This window comes from uncultured Marinobacter sp., from assembly GCF_947259545.1.
GTDB lineage: Bacteria > Pseudomonadota > Gammaproteobacteria > Pseudomonadales > Oleiphilaceae > Marinobacter.
In genome coordinates this window covers 1,135,419-1,151,866 of the sequence record NZ_CAMYMK010000002.1, presented here as the reverse complement: position 1 = coordinate 1,151,866, position 16,448 = coordinate 1,135,419, and the positions used below count along the sequence as shown (strand labels likewise).

Genomic DNA, 16,448 nt, shown 5'->3' with positions numbered 1-16,448 from the left:
ACTCAGGAAATATAATCCGTGACGTTCATCCGCTTTATTCTCAGTATTCTAATTGTCGTTTCCTCTGTGGCGGTAGCCCAGGCGAGGACCGCATACGTGGACGACCAGCTGTATTTGCCAGTTCGCTCAGGCCCTGGCACCCAATACCGAATCATCGAAAACGCCCTGCCCAGCGGCACACCACTGGAGGTGCTCGACACCTCCAACGAGAACTTTACCAAGGTAAGGACACCCAAAGGCAATGAGGGATGGGTGTCCAAACAGTACCTGAGCGACAGCCCCATCGCCCGCGACCTTCTGGAGCGCGCCACCCGCCAGTTGGAGGCCGCTCGCAGCGAACTCAATGAAGCCAGAGAGCAGCTCAGCACTGTCACCGCTGAACGTGACGAACTTCGCAGTGCCGAATCCTCGCTTTCCAACCGTTCTGAAGAGCTTCAGGAAGAACTCAGAAGGGTCAAGGAAGTTTCTTCCGATTCGCTTAACATCCAACGGCGAAATCGCGAACTGCGAGAAGAAAATCAGAAACTCCGCAATGACCTGGAAGTGTTGACGGCCGAAAACGAACGGCTGGAGGCCAGCAAAGAATCCGACTTCATGCTGCTTGGCGCAGCGCTGGTACTGGGCGGGGTCCTTCTGGCCCTCATTATTCCGATGCTAAAACCCACAAGAAAAACAGATAACTGGGCCTGAACCTATGAAGGACTACTCGGAAAAGCGCGATTTCCATCGCATGCAGGTGAATTCGGAGATCAAAATTACAGACACCAGCGGCGAGACATTCACTGGCATATGCCGTGACCTGAGCGCCGCTGGCATGCAACTGTATGTTGACCGCGCCGTTGCGGTTGGGGAAGAGCTTCACACCATTCTCCACCCTTCCGGCGACCAGTTCCCTCCCCTGGAAACCGTGTGCGAAGTAGTCCGATGTGAGCCTGAGGGAGACGGGTTTCTTCTGGGAACAACCATCAGCGAAGTGACTCGCTGAAATAAAAAACGGCGGCCAATTGGCCGCCGTTTTTGTTTGTACCGGGAAAACCGAAGGTCAGACCAACGGCTTCTCCGATACGATGATGCCGTTGTTGTCAGCATAAACGAATTGCCCCGGCTGGAAGGTTACCCCGTGAAAGGTCACCGGCACATTCAGGTCGCCAAGGCCACGCTTCTCGCTCTTGCGGGGATAGGTATCCAGCGCCTGGACACCCAGATCGGTGTTGCCAATCTCATCCACGTCACGAACGCAGCCATAGATAATCAGACCCGCCCAGCCGTTGCTCGCAGCTTTTTCCGCCAACATATCACCCAGTAAGGCATGGCGTTTTGAACCGCCACCATCGACAACCATCACCCGGCCCTCACCGGGCAGCCCCACCTGCTCCTTGACCACCGAATTGTCCTCAAAGCACTTAACGGTCACGATCTCACCACCAAAGGCCTTGATGCCTCCGTAGTTATTGAAGCCGGGTTCGGCGACCTTCACTTCCGGAAACTCGTCACACAGGTCGGGGGTAATAATGTTTGCCACGTTGTCGCTCTCCTTATCCTGGAAATGAATTCAGTCGATCTTTTCGTCGGCCAGGAAGAACCAGGTATCCAGTACCGAATCCGGGTTCAGGGACACGGTATCAATACCCTGATCCATCAGCCACTTGGCCAAATCGGGGTGATCCGACGGACCCTGACCGCAAATGCCAATGTACTTGTTGGCTTTCTTGCAGGCCTGAATCGCGTTGGACAGCAATGCCTTGACGGCGTCGTTCCGCTCGTCGAACAGATGCGCAATGATACCGGAATCCCGGTCCAGCCCCAGGGTGAGCTGGGTCAGGTCATTGGAGCCGATGGAGAAACCGTCGAAATGCTCCAGGAACTGCTCAGCCAGAATCGCGTTAGCCGGGAGCTCACACATCATGATCACCCGCAGGCCATTTTCGCCGCGTTTCAGGCCGTTCTCGGCCAGCAGGCTCACCACCTGCTCAGCTTCCCCAACGGTACGAACAAACGGCACCATGACCTCAACGTTGGTCAGCCCCATGTCATTCCGTACTTTCTGGAGTGCGCGGCATTCCAGTTCAAAACAGTCCCGGAAAGTCTCGGAAATGTAGCGGGAAGCACCGCGGAAGCCCAGCATCGGGTTTTCTTCATCCGGCTCATACAGCGTGCCACCGATCAGGTTGGCGTATTCGTTGGACTTGAAGTCCGAAAGACGCACGATAACCTTCTTGGGCGCAAACGCCGCCGCCAGAGTGGAGATACCTTCAACCAGCTTGTCGATGTAGAAATCGACCGGGGACGGATAGCCGGAAATGCGCTTTTCGACCGTCTGCTTGATGTCCCGTGGCAGGCCGTCAAAATTGAGCAAAGCCTTGGGGTGAACGCCAATCATCCGGTTAATAATAAATTCCAGGCGAGCCAGGCCAACCCCCTCGTTGGGCAGCGCCTGGAAATCAAACGCCCGATCCGGGTTGCCCACGTTCATCATGATCTTGAACGGAATATTGGGCATGGAGTCCACGGTATTTTCCCGCAACTCAAAGTCCAGGGCGCCCTCATAAATCATGCCAGTATCGCCCTCAGCACAGGATACGGTCACTTCCTGGCCATCTTTCAGCAGTTCCGTGGCATCACCACAGCCAACCACCGCCGGAATACCCAGTTCACGGGCAATAATGGCAGCGTGACAGGTACGGCCGCCACGGTCGGTGACGATGGCGGAGGCGCGCTTCATGACCGGTTCCCAGTCAGGGTCGGTCATATCCGTGACCAGAACATCACCCGGCTGGACCCGATCCATTTCGTTGATACTTTCGACAATCTTGACAGGGCCGCTACCAATCTTGTGACCGATACTACGGCCTTCCACCAGCACCTTGCCGGTCTCGTTCAACAGGTAACGTTCCATGACGTTGGCGGCCGCACGGCTCTTGACGGTTTCAGGACGGGCCTGAACGATGTAGATCCGGCCGTCGTCACCATCCTTGGCCCATTCGATATCCATCGGGCGCTGGTAATGCTTTTCGATGATCATGGCCTGTTTGGCCAATTCTTCCACTTCCGCGTCGTTAATACAGAAGCGGTTACGATCTTCCTGCTCAACCTTCACGGTCTCAACGAACTGGCCTTCGCCGGGGCTGGAATGGTAGACCATCTTGATGGCCTTGCTTCCCAGGTTGCGACGCAGCACCGCCGGACGACCAGCCTCAAGGGTTGGCTTGTGGACATAGAATTCATCCGGGTTAACGGCGCCCTGAACCACGGTTTCACCGAGACCATAGGAAGCGGTGACAAACACTACATCGCGGAAGCCGGATTCGGTATCCAGAGTAAACATTACGCCACTGGCTGCAGTTTCACTGCGTACCATCTTCTGGATGCCGGCGGACAATGCCACCAGCTTATGATCGAACCCGTGGTGAACCCGATAGGAAATGGCGCGGTCATTAAACAGCGAGGCGAACACTTCCTTGACGGAGGTGCGTACCTGCTCGAGACCCACCACATTCAGGAAAGTCTCCTGCTGGCCAGCAAACGACGCATCCGGCAGATCTTCCGCCGTGGCGGAGGAACGCACGGCGACAGCCATCTGGTCATTGCCATCCCGCAGGTTGGAGTAGGCTTCTTTCAGGGCGTTATCGAGCACTTCCGGAAACGGTGTGTCGATTACCCACTGGCGAATACGGGAACCCACTCTGGCCAGTTCGTTCACATCGTTGATATCCAGCTCATCAAGAGCCTGATCGATCTTGTCCTTCAGTCCGTCGGTCGCCAGGAATTCCCGGTAGGCATGGGCCGTGGTTGCAAAGCCACCCGGAACGGTAACACCTGCATTGGCAAGATTACTGATCATTTCTCCGAGAGAGGCATTCTTTCCCCCTACCCGGTCAACATCGGACATTCCCAGGTGATCAAACCAGATAATGTAATCTTCCAAAGCACGTCTCCCTTGATTCATTAGAGCATTCTGCGCTGCGCAGTCTCGAACTGGGCGTGTATGATACTGTAACCTGCGGCAATTACCTAGGGAACCCGTCGAATCCGGAGTAGGATTACACACCATGAAACGAACTGCTTTCTTTATTTCCGACGGTACCGGCCTGACCGCCGAAGCCCTCGGCAACAGCCTTCTGGCCCAATTTGAAAAAATTGATTTCGAAAAAGTAACCGTGCCCTACATTGACGATGCGGACAAGGCCCGGGATATGGTCAAACGCATCAACAAGGCCTCAGAAACCGATCAGAGCCGACCGCTGGTGTTCGACACCATCGTTGACAGCGACATCCGCGGGATCATCTCGGATGCGGACGGCTTCATGGTAGACATCTTTGGTACCTTCCTGAACCCTCTGGAGCAGGAATTACAATCTTCCTCATCCTATACCGTGGGCAAATCCCACTCCATTAACAACGCGGGTAATTACGAACGTCGCATCGAGGCGGTTAACTTTGCCCTCGACAACGATGACGGAGCCCGGACACGTTATTACGATGAGGCTGATCTGATCCTGGTGGGCGCCTCCCGCAGTGGCAAAACACCAACCTGCCTCTACCTGGCCCTGCAATACGGCGTCAAAGCCGCAAACTACCCGATCACCGAGGAAGACCTGGACGATCAGCAGATGCCGTCGGCACTGAAGCCTTATAAGGAAAAGATTTTCGGGCTCACCATCGAGCCGGAGAGACTGGCCACCATACGCAACGAACGGCGTCCGAATTCGCGCTACTCCTCAATGAAGCAGTGCATGCACGAAATCGAAGAGATTGAGTTGATGTACCGGAGGGAGCGGATTCCCTACCTGAATACCACGGCTTACTCTGTCGAGGAAATTTCCACCCGAATCATGGTCGCCACCGGACTTAAGCGCAACCGGTAAGGCCCTGATCAGGCGAACAATCACCGGGACAGCGCCCTGATAAGCACTGTCCCGGCTCCCACGCCTTATAGTTCCTGGATTTCCAGCTCCAGTTCCTCCGCCACCTGGCGGTTTTCCGGGCTGGTCACCACGGCGGTACTGGCATTCTCCGGCACCAGCCACTGGCGTGCCACCCGTTTCAGATCCTCCAGCGTCACTGCCAACACACGCTCCCGGAACCTGGCACGCTGCTCCGGGGTGCGGCCAAACAACTGGTTATGGAAGGCATGCCTTGCCGCACCCGCCGGCGAGCGGGGACGATCCAGCTGACCAATCACCCCGAGGATGGACTCTTCCAGCTCCTGGGGGTCATGGTCCGCTTCCTGAAGCCAGGTCAGAGCGCTGTCAAAATCTTCCAGGGTCTCGGCCAGCCGCGGATCGCGGTAGGAGAAAAACCGGAAGGTACCGTTGACGCTGTCCTGACCGGCACCACCACCGTAGGCTCCGCCCTTCTCGCGAATCGCCCGGTGCAGATAACCGTTACGCAGGAAGCCGCCCAACACAGTCAACGCCGGGGCATCTTCGTGATCCACTGCGACCGTTCTGTACGCCTTGGCACAGAAATTCACCTGGGTAGACGTGAGCCAGGCCTGGCGCGTGGTGTAATTAACCGGAGCCATCTTCCAGCCCCCGGACTCCGTCGACTCGACCGCCTGCCAGCTTGCCTTCAGATCGTCCAGCATCGGACTGAGCTGCTCATCTTCACCAATCACCAAAAACTGTCGCGATTGCCTCTGGATCTTGCGATGCAATGCCGCCAGTTTGCTGCAGAACGCTTCCAGCTCCTCGGGATCGTTCAGGGCTTTATCCAACGTCTTGGTGCCACGTATCGCCTCCAGACCACCAATACGGAACGACAACCAGGCGCCCGGACTCATTCCCTGGGAAGCCGCCCCCATGGCGAGAGCGTGACCACTGCCGGTCACCGCCTGCTCACGGCGGGCACGGATCTGGGCAATCAACTCACGCACCCGCTCGGTCTCGTCAAAGCGGGCGCCATGGAAGACATCACTCAGCAAGCGGGTCAGTTCGGTACGATTGCGAGCCAGGGCTTTACCGTTGAAGATCAGGTAGCCGGACAGGTCCTGGACATCATCGATGCGGCCTTTCGCGGAGAACGACGCGCCGATACCGCCGGATTCCGCCGAAATACGATCCTGCATTTGCAGATAATCCAGCTCACCACAACCCACCTCCGGGATCAGCGTGGTGTAGTAAGGCAGCAGCAACAGCTCGTCTTCGGTCAGGTCAGGTACCGGCAAGACGACCTGCTCGTAGACCAGTCCATTGGTACCGCGGGCATAGACCGTTGCACCAATGTCACCTTCATACCGGCATTCCGGCTCCGGCATCTGCAGGGGCACGTCGGTCAGATCCACTTTCGGCAGAATCGAATCGTCATCCTTGCGCTGCTGACGCTCTTCCAGTGCCTGGGCACGATTCACAATCTGTTTGACCTCTTCATCAGTCAGCGTGGCCTTCCGACGCGCCAGCGCTTCACGGATAGCCTGCTGACGGCGGCTTTCAAGCTTGTCATCGGGGCGCAGGGTCAGTGTTACACGATGCGGGTTCTCCAGCAGCTTCCTGCGGATCAGGTCCGGCACATACCGGGGATTGCGGATTTTCTCACGCATATCCGCCAGTACCGGCTCCAGGTCCAACAGCTCCACCGGATCACCACCGTGAACCATGGGGGAAATGGCCTGCATAATCAGCTGCAACCCATAGGGGAACTGATCACCGGCAATCTCACGCTGATGCAGCTCCAGCTGGTGGAGGATCGCTTCAAGGCGTTCTTCACTGACGCCCTCTTCCGCCACTTTGCGCAGAGTCCCTTCGATCAGTTCCTCCAACGCCTTTTGCTGCTCCGGCTCCGTGCCCTCAATGCCGCAGACAAAGGTCATTTCACGGTTGGAGTCCTCCAGCCCGCACATGGGGGATGGCGCGTGACCAATATCGGTGGTTTCCAGGGCCCGCATCAGTGGCGAGGCACTGTTCTCCAGCAACACCGCCGAGAGCAGCTGACCTTCCAGGTTCTCCTGCAGGTCAAAGCTGTGACCCAGCAACCAGCCCATGACTATATGGGTCTTGTTGTCAGTGTCTTCTCCTTCACTTATGGCGTACCCCTGCTCAACCCGAACCGGCGCAAACATGCGCTTTTCATCCCTGACCGGCAGTTCAATGTCCTGACGGTCAAACCGATTCAGCGCCAGACTCTCGAAACGCTCATGGTGCTCATGAGCCGGAATATTGCCGTAGGTGGCAAAGATCGCGTTGCTTGGGTGATAGTGGTGACGGTAGAACTTCACCAGATCGTCGTAACTCAGGTCGACAATATGGTCCGGTTCGCCGCCACTGTTGTAGTGATAAGTAGTGGTCTGGAACAGATGGCTGGACAGGTTCTGCCACAGCTGGGAAGTTGGCGAACTCATGGCCCCCTTCATTTCGTTGTACACCACACCGCGATAGACCAGGTCCGTACCGGGGTCCTCGGGCTTATCGAACTCCAGGCGGTGCCCTTCCTGGGCGAAATCCAGGGGATCCAGTTTGGAAAAGAACACCGAATCCAGATATACCGAAAGCAGGTTATCGAAATCCTTGCGGTTCATGCTGGCGAACGGATAGGCCGTCCAGTCGCTGCTGGTGAACGCGTTCATGAAGGTGTTGAGGGAGCGCCGGATCATCATGAAAAAGGGATCCCGCACCGGATACCGCTCACTACCGCACAATGCGGTATGCTCCAGGACATGGGCCACACCGGTGGAGTCCATCGGAAAGGTGCGCAGGGCTACAAAGAACACATTTTCGTCGTTGTCTGCCGCCATGTGCAGGTGCCGCGCGCCGGTCTTGCGATGACGATACTCTTCAACGGTCAGGTTCAGAGTGCCAATCCGGTGACTGCGAAGCTTCTCAAAAGCCGGATGGGTTGCGTTGTCGATCACTGCAGCCATTCAATCTATCCTGTCTTTAACGATTTTAGACTTGTAGGGTAACACGTACTATCTATTATCATGCATCAGTCCAGTAGCCTATCATCAGCCCTGTAGCCAATTAAGGTAGTACCCGAATCCATGACCACAGAAACCGCGAATCACACCAGCCAGGCTCCAGATTCCAGCGACTCAGCTGATCAGGCTGCCCCCGCGCGCACTGATGTAACCGCCAGCACGGGCACCGACTCCATCCAGGCACCGGAAGTTGCGGCTTACTGGGCCGAGCGCCGGCGCTATATTGAGCGGATACGCAAGGAACCGGAGGTCCGACAACGTTACTGGCGAGAAGCCGGTATATACATGCTGCGCCGCATCCTCTGGTCATTCGGTTTTTTCCCCATCTTCCTCGCTTTCTGGGTGCCCTTTGTACTATCGAGTTTCAACCCGGTCGTTATGGCTACCGATCTGATCCCCGTTCTCCAGAGTTTTGTGGACTCCAATCCGGAAGTTCAGGCCACCACCATCAGCACCCTCACTATCGCCTGGGTGTCCGTGGGCTTCTTCTTCCTGGTGTTCGACTTCGTGCTCACCCCGTTCCGTTCACCCTATGAATACGAAGCGGATGTCTATATGCGGTCATGGGAACAGCTCAACCATGATCAACTTCCGGACAAAGTGTGATTTGTCCGACATTCTCGTTAAATTCAGATACTTTCTGTTACATAACCTCGCATTCCCTGATTAAGATGGAGCTGTCTGGAATGCAGGAATGCGAGGTTTCCCATGGTCGACGCCAGACCACTGCTGTTCGTCAATGCGCTGGCCCTGATGCTAATGGTCACGGCGGGGTTCGCCTCCATTCGCCAGGATGCGTCGTCAATTGATGCAATTGCTGCCGAAGAAAACGCACCAGTAAGCACCATTGCTGACACCTCCCCTCCTCTTGCGAATGAGCCCACACCCATCGAGACAGTGAACATTGCTTCGCCGCACTCTGAAGCCGTGGCTCACAATCTTCCAGAGCTGGAGCCTTTTTCTATCTCCCCTCCACCGGCCCCCCCCAAGATCGTGGCACTCGCGGAACCACACACTGCAATGGAGCCCCAAACAGACACCCGGCCCGCCCCTGTTGCTGAGAAACCGGAACCCACAACCGCTACGCTGGTGCTGCGCTCCAACTTGAGGGGCGATACCGTCACCATCAACGGCCGTGACTATGGCGCCACACGCCTTGATCTGGAGCTGGACCCGGGCAAATACGACATCACCATCAGCAAGGCCGGATTCAAACCCTGGGTTCGGACGATCGATATGAAAGCCGGGCAGGAAATGACCCTGGTCGGCAGGTTGGAGGCCTATACCACCGTGAACTTCCGTAACGGCACGTGGATCGGGGGCGTGAAAACCGGCGATGGCACATACCAGAACGGCGAAGGACTAAGGTATGAGGGCCACTTTATTGATGGTGAGTTCCACGGTCAGGGGACGCTGACACGGGCCAACGGCGACATCCTGACAGGTGAGTGGTCAGAAGGGCGACTGAATGGCCATGGTTCCCTTACCACGACAGACGGAATGCTCTACGTTGGCGGCTTCCGCGATGGCAAATTTCACGGCCGGGGGAGTCTGACCTACCCGGATGGCCGCCACTATGAAGGTGAATTCTCCAACGGCGACTTCCACGGCTCCGGCGCCGAAGTGTTCGCCGACGGGAAAAAATATGAAGGTGGGTATATTAATGGCAAGTTCCACGGCCAAGGCCTGCTCCGCAACCCTAATGGCAGCTCCATTGAGGCCACCTTCAAACACGGCGAACCCTACGGACAGGTTCGCCTGACAACCGCGGCCGGCGAGGTCTTCACCGCCCGCACCACGGAACCCGGTGTTTGTTATCGGGACAAGAGTTACCGGGCCACCCAGTGCCCGCAACTGGAAGGCTGGTAATTCATCAGTCCGGTAATGAATGCATCGCTGTAACAGGTTGAGGTTGTGACATGGCAATCAAGAGCGCACTCCTGGTAGACGACTCAAAGGTGGCGAGATTCACCTTGAGCAAACTGCTGGAAAACCACGAAATGGAAGTCAACATGGCTGGCTCTGCAGAAGAGGCTCTGGATTTTCTTAGCAGCCACCGAAGACCGGACGTGATCTTTATGGATCACCTGATGCCCGGCATGAACGGGGTGGAAGCGACCAAAGCCATCAAGGGCAACCCTGAGACAGCCGGCATCCCGATCATCATGTGTACGTCCAAGAAGTCGCCGTCTTTCATGGAGGAGGCACAGAATTTCGGTGTCTACACTATCCTCACCAAACCGCCTCAGACTGAGGGACTCAGCGTCGTCCTGAAACAACTCACCAGCGATGCATCCAAAGGGACACTGCCCCAACCACCCGAGTCACTGAACGGCACCCCTCAGGCCTCGGAACAGGACGGACAGGTCGAACAGATTGCCCGTTCAGCGGTAAAAACCCACATCAATAACCGCCTGCACGAGCTCCTGAGCGACCTGTTCGATGAGCAGTTCGATCATCTGAAACGTGCCCTGGACGACTCCACGCGAAAGCAGGAAGCCCGAATTGAGGAGAAGCTTGAGGCGCTGGAGCAGCATGTTCGCGAGCAGACCCACAACCTGCGGGATGAAGTGGCCGCGGAGGTCAATCTCCATTTGGGCAGGGAAATGGCTGAATTACGCCAGACCCTGACCCAGAGCAACGGCTTCACCAGTGAACACATGGCCGACCTGAAAGACCACATCACCAGCGTCCAGACCATTGATACGGAATTCTGGCAAACCCTGCAGTCCGAAGCCATCCAGCAGGCCCACGAAATTTCCCGGCAAACGGCGGAAGACATCGCTCACCGCACTGTTGACCTGTACCTCGCCCGGCAGCGTTCATCCACCGCGAAAGTCTACGCGGTCGGCCTGACCATCAGCCTCAGTATTTTTACGGTCGGGATTGCCTGGTTGTCTGGCCTGTTTGGCTGAGACGTTTTCGAACCGCCCGCCAGTCCTCCGGAGTATCGATATCATCGAAAACACCGGTGATGCCCACTCGGGTCGCCCCGGCCCACTGGAGCACTGCGGCTGCTCCCCGGTCCCCTTCGAGCTCCATCACTCGCGGCCAGAGCCACCGCGGCAGATAGGCCGGCACGCCCGGGCAATTGCCATAGTCCGCGGCGACCGCCTGATCCGGAACACACCGGGCTGCCGCTCCCATCGCGACCAGTGCATTGGAATCAAGCAGCGGCTGGTCCGCCAACAACACGAACACCCCCTTGGCTTCAGGCCCCAGGCTCAGGAGCCCTGCCCGAAGTGAGGCGGACATCCCCTCCATCCAATCGTCGACCGGCAACCACCGGGAAGGCTGCACGCGGCCACGAAACCGGACCAGCGGATACCAGGCACCGGTTGCAACCGTCACCGAAGTACTGAGCTGTCTCGCCTGCAGAATCGCCCTGTCCAGCAAAGTACCCTGCCCGGTTTCCAGTAAGGCTTTCGGGCGCCCCATGCGGCTGGATGCCCCCGCCGCCAGTACCAGTGCGGGGCCTTGCTCATGGAAGCTGTTACTTGAATTCTTTATGGTGTTTTCCCCTCACGCCAATACGAATTGCCGCCTGACACATCATCAGACTGCTAGCTACCGGGGATTTTTGCTAGAATTCGCACATCAATCAACCTCATCCTGTTCGGACTTCCCGATGAATCACCTGTTTGTGGACAACCTCACCGTTATCGATTTCGCTTACCTGGACCCGAAGCGGGGCCTGGTGGGGGAAAGCTGGATTGCCGACGTGGTCCTCGGCGGCGAGCTGGACGAACAGGGCATGGTGTTCGACTTCAGTAACGTGAAGCGCACCATCAAACGAGTCATCGACGAGCGCGTGGATCACCGTCTGGTGGTGCCCCGTGGCTATGAAGGCCTGGCCTGGGCCGAGGAAGAGCCCGACACCTTCACCTGGACGCTGACCGACGGCGCCCGGATCGTTCACCGATCCCCGGATGAAGCGGTCGCCTGGCTCTCAGCCGAGCGTGTGGTTCCATCTGCCGTGGCCGCCCTGCTTGAGCGGGAGTTGATGGAGGTATTGCCGGGCAACGTCACTGATGTTGAAGTTCACCTTCGCGAAGAAGTGATCGAGGGCGCCTATTACCATTACGTCCACGGTCTGAAGAAGCATCTGGGGAACTGCCAGCGCATTGCCCATGGCCATCGCTCTCCTATCCGCATTGATCGCAACGACCACCGGGACTACGAGCTGGAAAAGCGCTGGGCGACGTTGTGGCAAGACATCTATGTTGGCTCTGAAGAGGATGTCACCCGGCGCTGGGTCGCCGAGGATGGCGTTGCCTATGTAACGTTTGAATATGAAGCGAACCAGGGTGAGTTTGCGCTGACACTGCCGGAGAGCCGGGTTTACATGATGGAGACCGACACTACCGTAGAATTGATTGCAGCGCATATGGCGGATCAACTCAAGGCGGAGTTTCCGGCGGATGCTATTCGGGTGAAGGCTTATGAGGGGGTTGGCAAGGGGGCCATTGCATCTCGCTAAGCTCTTTAGCCCCAGCCTGCGCACGGCGGGAAGAAACCTCCCAAAACACGCCGTGAACCCATCCATGGGGGCTTGGTGTTGCCATCCCTGGCAACACACAGTTTTGGGAGGCTTCTTCCCGCCGCGCGCTCCAGCTTCGGAGACAGCTTTTCAACTTTCTTCAGACACAAAAAAACCGCCCGAAGGCGGTTTTCTTGATGGCTTTCCGGTGGACTAAACCGTCAAGCCGTATTGGCGTCCCCTAGGGGGTTCGAACCCCTGTTGCCGCCGTGAAAGGGCGGAGTCCTAGGCCACTAGACGAAGGGGACTAGAAATTGGTGGAGCCAAGCGGGATCGAACCGCTGACCTCAACACTGCCAGTGTTGCGCTCTCCCAGCTGAGCTATGGCCCCTCAACGGCTGCGTATATTAAGGATCCGCCCTATGGGCGTCAACCTCTTTTCTTCAATTTTTTCAGTTTTTTGAACATCCCTGTCCATTCCGTTCACTTCTTCACCAAAGCGGTTATTCTGCGAGCAACGCGGCGTATTCTTTTTCCACTCGCTTGGTTTCTTTCTTGGAGAAGCCGCCCAGAACTTCCAGGGCATGACGCAACCGCGAACGGGTCATGTCCGGTCCGAGCAGTGCCATGGAGTCCATCACTGACCAGGAATTGGGCGTACCGGCAATGGCCACGAAGATGGAAAACATGAAATCGCCCATTTTCAGTTCCATGGCCTTGGCCAGGGTCTTGATGTCAGCAAAGATGTTGTCCTTGCTCCAGTGGCGCTGAGCTTCCAGCTTCCAAAGGGTGAACTGGAGTACCCGCTTGATCTGGGCTTCTTCCAGTTTGTTGTGGGCAAAATCCTCCGGCTTGAGGTTGAGCATGCCGGAAAACATGAACGCCGCCATGGGCGCCACATCGGAGAACACTTCCGCCCTGCCCTTGATGTGCGGGATCAGCGCACGCAGGGCATCTTCGTTGAACCACCAGTTGCGCATCTTCTCCACGAACTGATCGTCACTGAGATCCTCACGCAGCCACATTCCGTTCAGCCAGCGCAGTTTTTCCACATCGAACACCGGACCACCCAGGGAGACCCGCTGGATGTCGAAATTCTGGATCATCTCGTCCAGGGTGAACTTTTCCCGCTCATCGGGCATGGACCACCCCATGCGGCCCAAGTAGTTGGTGACCGCTTCCGGCAGGAAACCCATACGCTCGTAGAAGTTGATGCTGGTGGGGTTCTTGCGCTTGGACAGCTTGCTCTTGTCCGGGTTGCGCAGCAGCGGCAGGTGGCACAGCTCCGGCATGTCCCAGCCAAAGTACTGGTACAGCAGCTTGTGCTTGGGCGCGGAGTTGATCCACTCCTCGCCGCGCAATACGTGGGTAATACCCATCAGGTGATCGTCCACCACGTTGGCGAGGTGGTAGGTGGGCATGCCGTCAGACTTCAGCAGGATCTGGCAATCCACCTGAGACCAGTCGATCTCGATGGTACCGCGAAGCATGTCACGGATTTGACACACGCCCTCATACGGCACCTTCATGCGGATCACGTAGGGATCGCCGGCATCCAGGCGACGCTTTACTTCTTCCTCAGGCAATTCAAGGTCACCCTTGATACCGGGGTTGAGGCCCTGGGCCTTGCGCTCTTCGCGGATCGCCTCCAGCTCTTCCGGGGTGCGGAAACAGTAGAAGGCATGGCCGGCGGTGATCAGATCCAGAGCATACTGACGATAGGAATCCTTGCGCTCGGACTGGCGATAGGGTCCGTGCGGGCCGCCCACGTCAGGGCCCTCGTCCCATTCCAGCCCCAGCCAGCGCAGCGCACGCAGGATGTCCTGTTCAGACTCGGCGGTGCTGCGGGCCTGGTCGGTGTCTTCAATACGCAAAATGAACTGGCCGCCGTGCTGACGGGCAAAGCACAGGTTGAACAGGGCCACGAAGGCGGTACCAACGTGTGGATCACCGGTGGGTGACGGAGCAATTCGGGTACGTACGGTCATGTAACGATCCTGATAGATAAGTGGCCGACTGGAAAGCCACGCATTATAACGGCCCAGAACGAATTTCGCATGATTGCGGCGCAACGCTGCCTTTAATCAGCAACTCACTTGTTATATTATAACGTTTCAATCCTGTATCAGAGCACGACATCACCATGCCCAACGCATCACAAGCCAGCATTGCCATGCTGGGACTGGCGGCGCTGCTGAGCCCGCTTTCAGCACTGGCCGCCACCAACGTCGTCACCTCCATCAAGCCGGTGGAACTTCTGGTCAAAGCCGTCGCACCGGACGATGTCGACGTCACCAGCCTGGTTCCGGCAGGCTCCAGCCCCCACAACTACACCATGCGCCCGTCACAGCGCCGGGCACTTGAAAACTCAGACGTGATCTTCTGGGTAGGCCCGGAAATGGAAACTTTCCTGTCCCGGCTGCTGGGCGGTGAGGAATTCAGGAAACGCACAGTGTCGCTGATGCATGGAGATGACGTGCCTCGGGCCGACGACACCGACCTGCACCATGATGACCACGGAGACGATCATCATGACGGCGACCACGACGAACCTGGCCACGACACACACGGCCATGATCATGGCGCAGGCGAAGACCCTCATATCTGGCTGGATCCGGTACTGGCCCTGGAGATGGCAAAAGCCATCCACCAGGCGCTGTCACAACTGGAAGGCGCCGACACACAGGCCCTGGACGCCAACCTGGCGCAATTCGAAAGGACGCTGCTAGAGGCTGAAGAAGACATTCAACACCGCCTTGAGCCACTGGCCGACATCAGCCTGTTCGCCTATCACGATGCCTTCACGCGCTACGCCGGCCACTTCAATCTGAAGCTGAACGGCATTCTCACCCTGAATCCCGAACTGTCCCCGGGCGCCCGGCACATCGCCGAAGTGCAGGACAAACTGCGCAAGGCCAACCAGCCCTGCCTGCTGACCGAACCCCAGTTTAACCGCCAGTGGTGGCGATCCATCACCGAGGGACTGGACATCACCTTCAGCACCTGGGACCCGTTGGCCACAGAGATCGAATCCAATCGGGACGGGTATGTTAACTTTCTCCGGGGCATTGCCGATGCCGCGCTGACGTGCTTACCAGAGAATGCCCAGTAACAACGGAATCGAGATCATGGCCAGCAATGTCTGTCCGCTGATGATGCCGGCCATCAGGGGCGCGTCACCACCGAGCTGGCGCGCCAGTATGTAGGATGAGGTTGCAGTGGGGAGCGCCGCCAGCAACACCGCCACCTGCACCAGCATGCCGTCCAGCCCCAGCAACAGTGCCAGCCCGGCGGTAATCAGCGGAAACGCCACCAGCTTGGCCACCGACGATACCAGGAATGGCGTCGAGGCACCCCGCAACGCCTTCAGCTGCAAGCCAGCGCCTACCGTCATCAGCCCCATGGGCAACGCCAGGTCGCTCAATGGCGCCAGAATACCGGCAATCAAAGGATGGAATCCAATCTGGAAATAGCTCCAGATCACACCGATGACCGAACCCACAATCAGCGGATTGGTGACGATCGCCTTCAAAACCGGTCGAAACCGGAGCGGCCCCTGCCCCGCCGCCAGCGAAAACATCAGGATGCAAAGCAGGTTGAGCAGTGGCACCTTGACCGCCACGGCAATGGCAATCAACGACAACCCCTCGTCACCCAGAAGCATGCCGGCCGCCGCCAGGCCCACGTAAGAATTGAAACGGATACCGCCCTGGAAAACAGAAGAAAACACCGGCCCGGGCCAGCGCCAGATCCACTGCAGCAACGCCAGCACCAGGGTCATCACCAGCAGCATGGCCACGATCAATAGCAGGATGTCGCCATAGGCAGAGGCGGGCAAGCGCGCCTGGCCCAGTTTGTAGACCAGCATGGCGGGAAACAGCGCATAGTAGGTAAAACGCTCCGCCTGCATCCAGAAGCCTTCACCGGGGAAGTCCCAGCGCCTGAACAGGTGCCCCATCACAATCAACGCAAACACAGGCACCAGCGCCTGGACCATCACCGGCATGTCGACTTACTCCCGAACCCCACTCATACAAGGCCCGAAAGGATAACAAA

Annotated in this window: 14 protein-coding genes and 2 tRNA genes; 8 read left to right on the top strand and 8 right to left on the bottom strand. The window is 57.5% G+C overall.

All coding sequences use genetic code 11. From position 1 onward, the window contains the following. Positions 1–18: 18 nt before the first annotated feature. The gene (locus Q0Y21_RS05430; protein WP_297792312.1) at positions 19–690 is read left to right on the top strand and encodes a TIGR04211 family SH3 domain-containing protein; all 672 of its coding nucleotides are present in this window, start codon (positions 19–21) and stop codon (positions 688–690) included. 4 nt (positions 691–694) lie between these two features. Next, a complete protein-coding gene (locus Q0Y21_RS05425) occupies positions 695–985 on the top strand; it encodes a PilZ domain-containing protein (protein ID WP_297792309.1) in 291 nt (96 codons plus the stop codon). Positions 986–1,042: 57 nt separating this feature from the next. Here the strand turns inward: Q0Y21_RS05425 and rraA are convergent, their stop codons facing one another. Then, positions 1,043–1,522: a ribonuclease E activity regulator RraA gene (gene rraA, locus Q0Y21_RS05420; protein WP_297792307.1), complete on the bottom strand. Its 480-nt coding sequence runs from the start codon at positions 1,520–1,522 to the stop codon at positions 1,043–1,045. Between the two features lie 30 nt (positions 1,523–1,552). Then, on the bottom strand, positions 1,553–3,925 hold the full coding sequence (gene ppsA, locus Q0Y21_RS05415) for a phosphoenolpyruvate synthase (RefSeq protein ID WP_297792305.1): 2,373 nt from the start codon (positions 3,923–3,925) through the stop codon (positions 1,553–1,555). A gap of 124 nt (positions 3,926–4,049) precedes the next feature. Between ppsA and Q0Y21_RS05410 the strand changes: the two genes are divergently transcribed. Next, positions 4,050–4,865, top strand: coding sequence for a pyruvate, water dikinase regulatory protein (locus Q0Y21_RS05410; RefSeq protein WP_297792303.1), 816 nt, complete (start codon positions 4,050–4,052; stop codon positions 4,863–4,865). A gap of 65 nt (positions 4,866–4,930) precedes the next feature. Here Q0Y21_RS05410 and Q0Y21_RS05405 read toward each other — a convergent pair whose 3' ends face one another. Then, positions 4,931–7,855: an insulinase family protein gene (locus Q0Y21_RS05405; protein WP_297792302.1), complete on the bottom strand. Its 2,925-nt coding sequence runs from the start codon at positions 7,853–7,855 to the stop codon at positions 4,931–4,933. Positions 7,856–7,975: 120 nt separating this feature from the next. On the opposite strand from Q0Y21_RS05405, the gene Q0Y21_RS05400 reads away from it, so the two are divergent. The 3 genes from Q0Y21_RS05400 to Q0Y21_RS05390 all read left to right on the top strand — a co-directional run bounded on the left by Q0Y21_RS05400 (position 7,976) and on the right by Q0Y21_RS05390 (position 10,827). After that, a complete protein-coding gene (locus Q0Y21_RS05400; protein WP_297792300.1) occupies positions 7,976–8,518 on the top strand; it encodes a hypothetical protein in 543 nt (180 codons plus the stop codon). A 102-nt stretch (positions 8,519–8,620) separates the two neighbouring features. Continuing rightward, entirely contained in the window at positions 8,621–9,781 is a 1,161-nt protein-coding gene (locus Q0Y21_RS05395) for a PEGA domain-containing protein (RefSeq protein WP_297792298.1), read from the top strand. Positions 9,782–9,831: 50 nt separating this feature from the next. After that, complete coding sequence (locus Q0Y21_RS05390) at positions 9,832–10,827, top strand: response regulator (RefSeq protein WP_297792296.1); 996 nt, start codon at positions 9,832–9,834, stop codon at positions 10,825–10,827. Here Q0Y21_RS05390 and Q0Y21_RS05385 read toward each other — a convergent pair. Then, positions 10,787–11,374, bottom strand: coding sequence for a nucleotidyltransferase family protein (locus Q0Y21_RS05385; protein ID WP_297792510.1), 588 nt, complete (start codon positions 11,372–11,374; stop codon positions 10,787–10,789). The genes Q0Y21_RS05390 and Q0Y21_RS05385 overlap by 41 nt on opposite strands. Before the next feature lie 166 nt (positions 11,375–11,540). Here Q0Y21_RS05385 and Q0Y21_RS05380 point away from each other — a divergent pair, with 166 nt between their 5' ends. Next, entirely contained in the window at positions 11,541–12,392 is an 852-nt protein-coding gene (locus Q0Y21_RS05380; RefSeq protein ID WP_297792294.1) for a 6-carboxytetrahydropterin synthase, read from the top strand. Between the two features lie 232 nt (positions 12,393–12,624). Here Q0Y21_RS05380 and Q0Y21_RS05375 read toward each other — a convergent pair. The 3 genes from Q0Y21_RS05375 to gltX form a co-directional block, all read right to left on the bottom strand. Next, positions 12,625–12,700 (bottom strand) — tRNA-Glu (locus Q0Y21_RS05375). A gap of 7 nt (positions 12,701–12,707) precedes the next feature. Beyond that, positions 12,708–12,783: transfer RNA gene (locus Q0Y21_RS05370), tRNA-Ala, on the bottom strand. A 112-nt stretch (positions 12,784–12,895) separates the two neighbouring features. Then, positions 12,896–14,380 carry a glutamate--tRNA ligase gene (gltX, locus tag Q0Y21_RS05365; protein WP_297792292.1) on the bottom strand — a complete coding sequence of 495 codons (1,485 nt, stop codon included), beginning with the start codon at positions 14,378–14,380 and terminating at the stop codon, positions 12,896–12,898. Positions 14,381–14,535: 155 nt separating this feature from the next. Here gltX and Q0Y21_RS05360 point away from each other — a divergent pair, with 155 nt between their 5' ends. Next, positions 14,536–15,504, top strand: coding sequence for a zinc ABC transporter substrate-binding protein (locus tag Q0Y21_RS05360; RefSeq protein WP_297792290.1), 969 nt, complete (start codon positions 14,536–14,538; stop codon positions 15,502–15,504). Here Q0Y21_RS05360 and Q0Y21_RS05355 read toward each other — a convergent pair. Beyond that, positions 15,484–16,398 carry an AEC family transporter gene (locus Q0Y21_RS05355; RefSeq protein WP_297792288.1) on the bottom strand — a complete coding sequence of 305 codons (915 nt, stop codon included), beginning with the start codon at positions 16,396–16,398 and terminating at the stop codon, positions 15,484–15,486. The two genes, Q0Y21_RS05360 and Q0Y21_RS05355, sit on opposite strands and share 21 nt — an antisense overlap. Positions 16,399–16,448 lie beyond the last annotated feature (50 nt).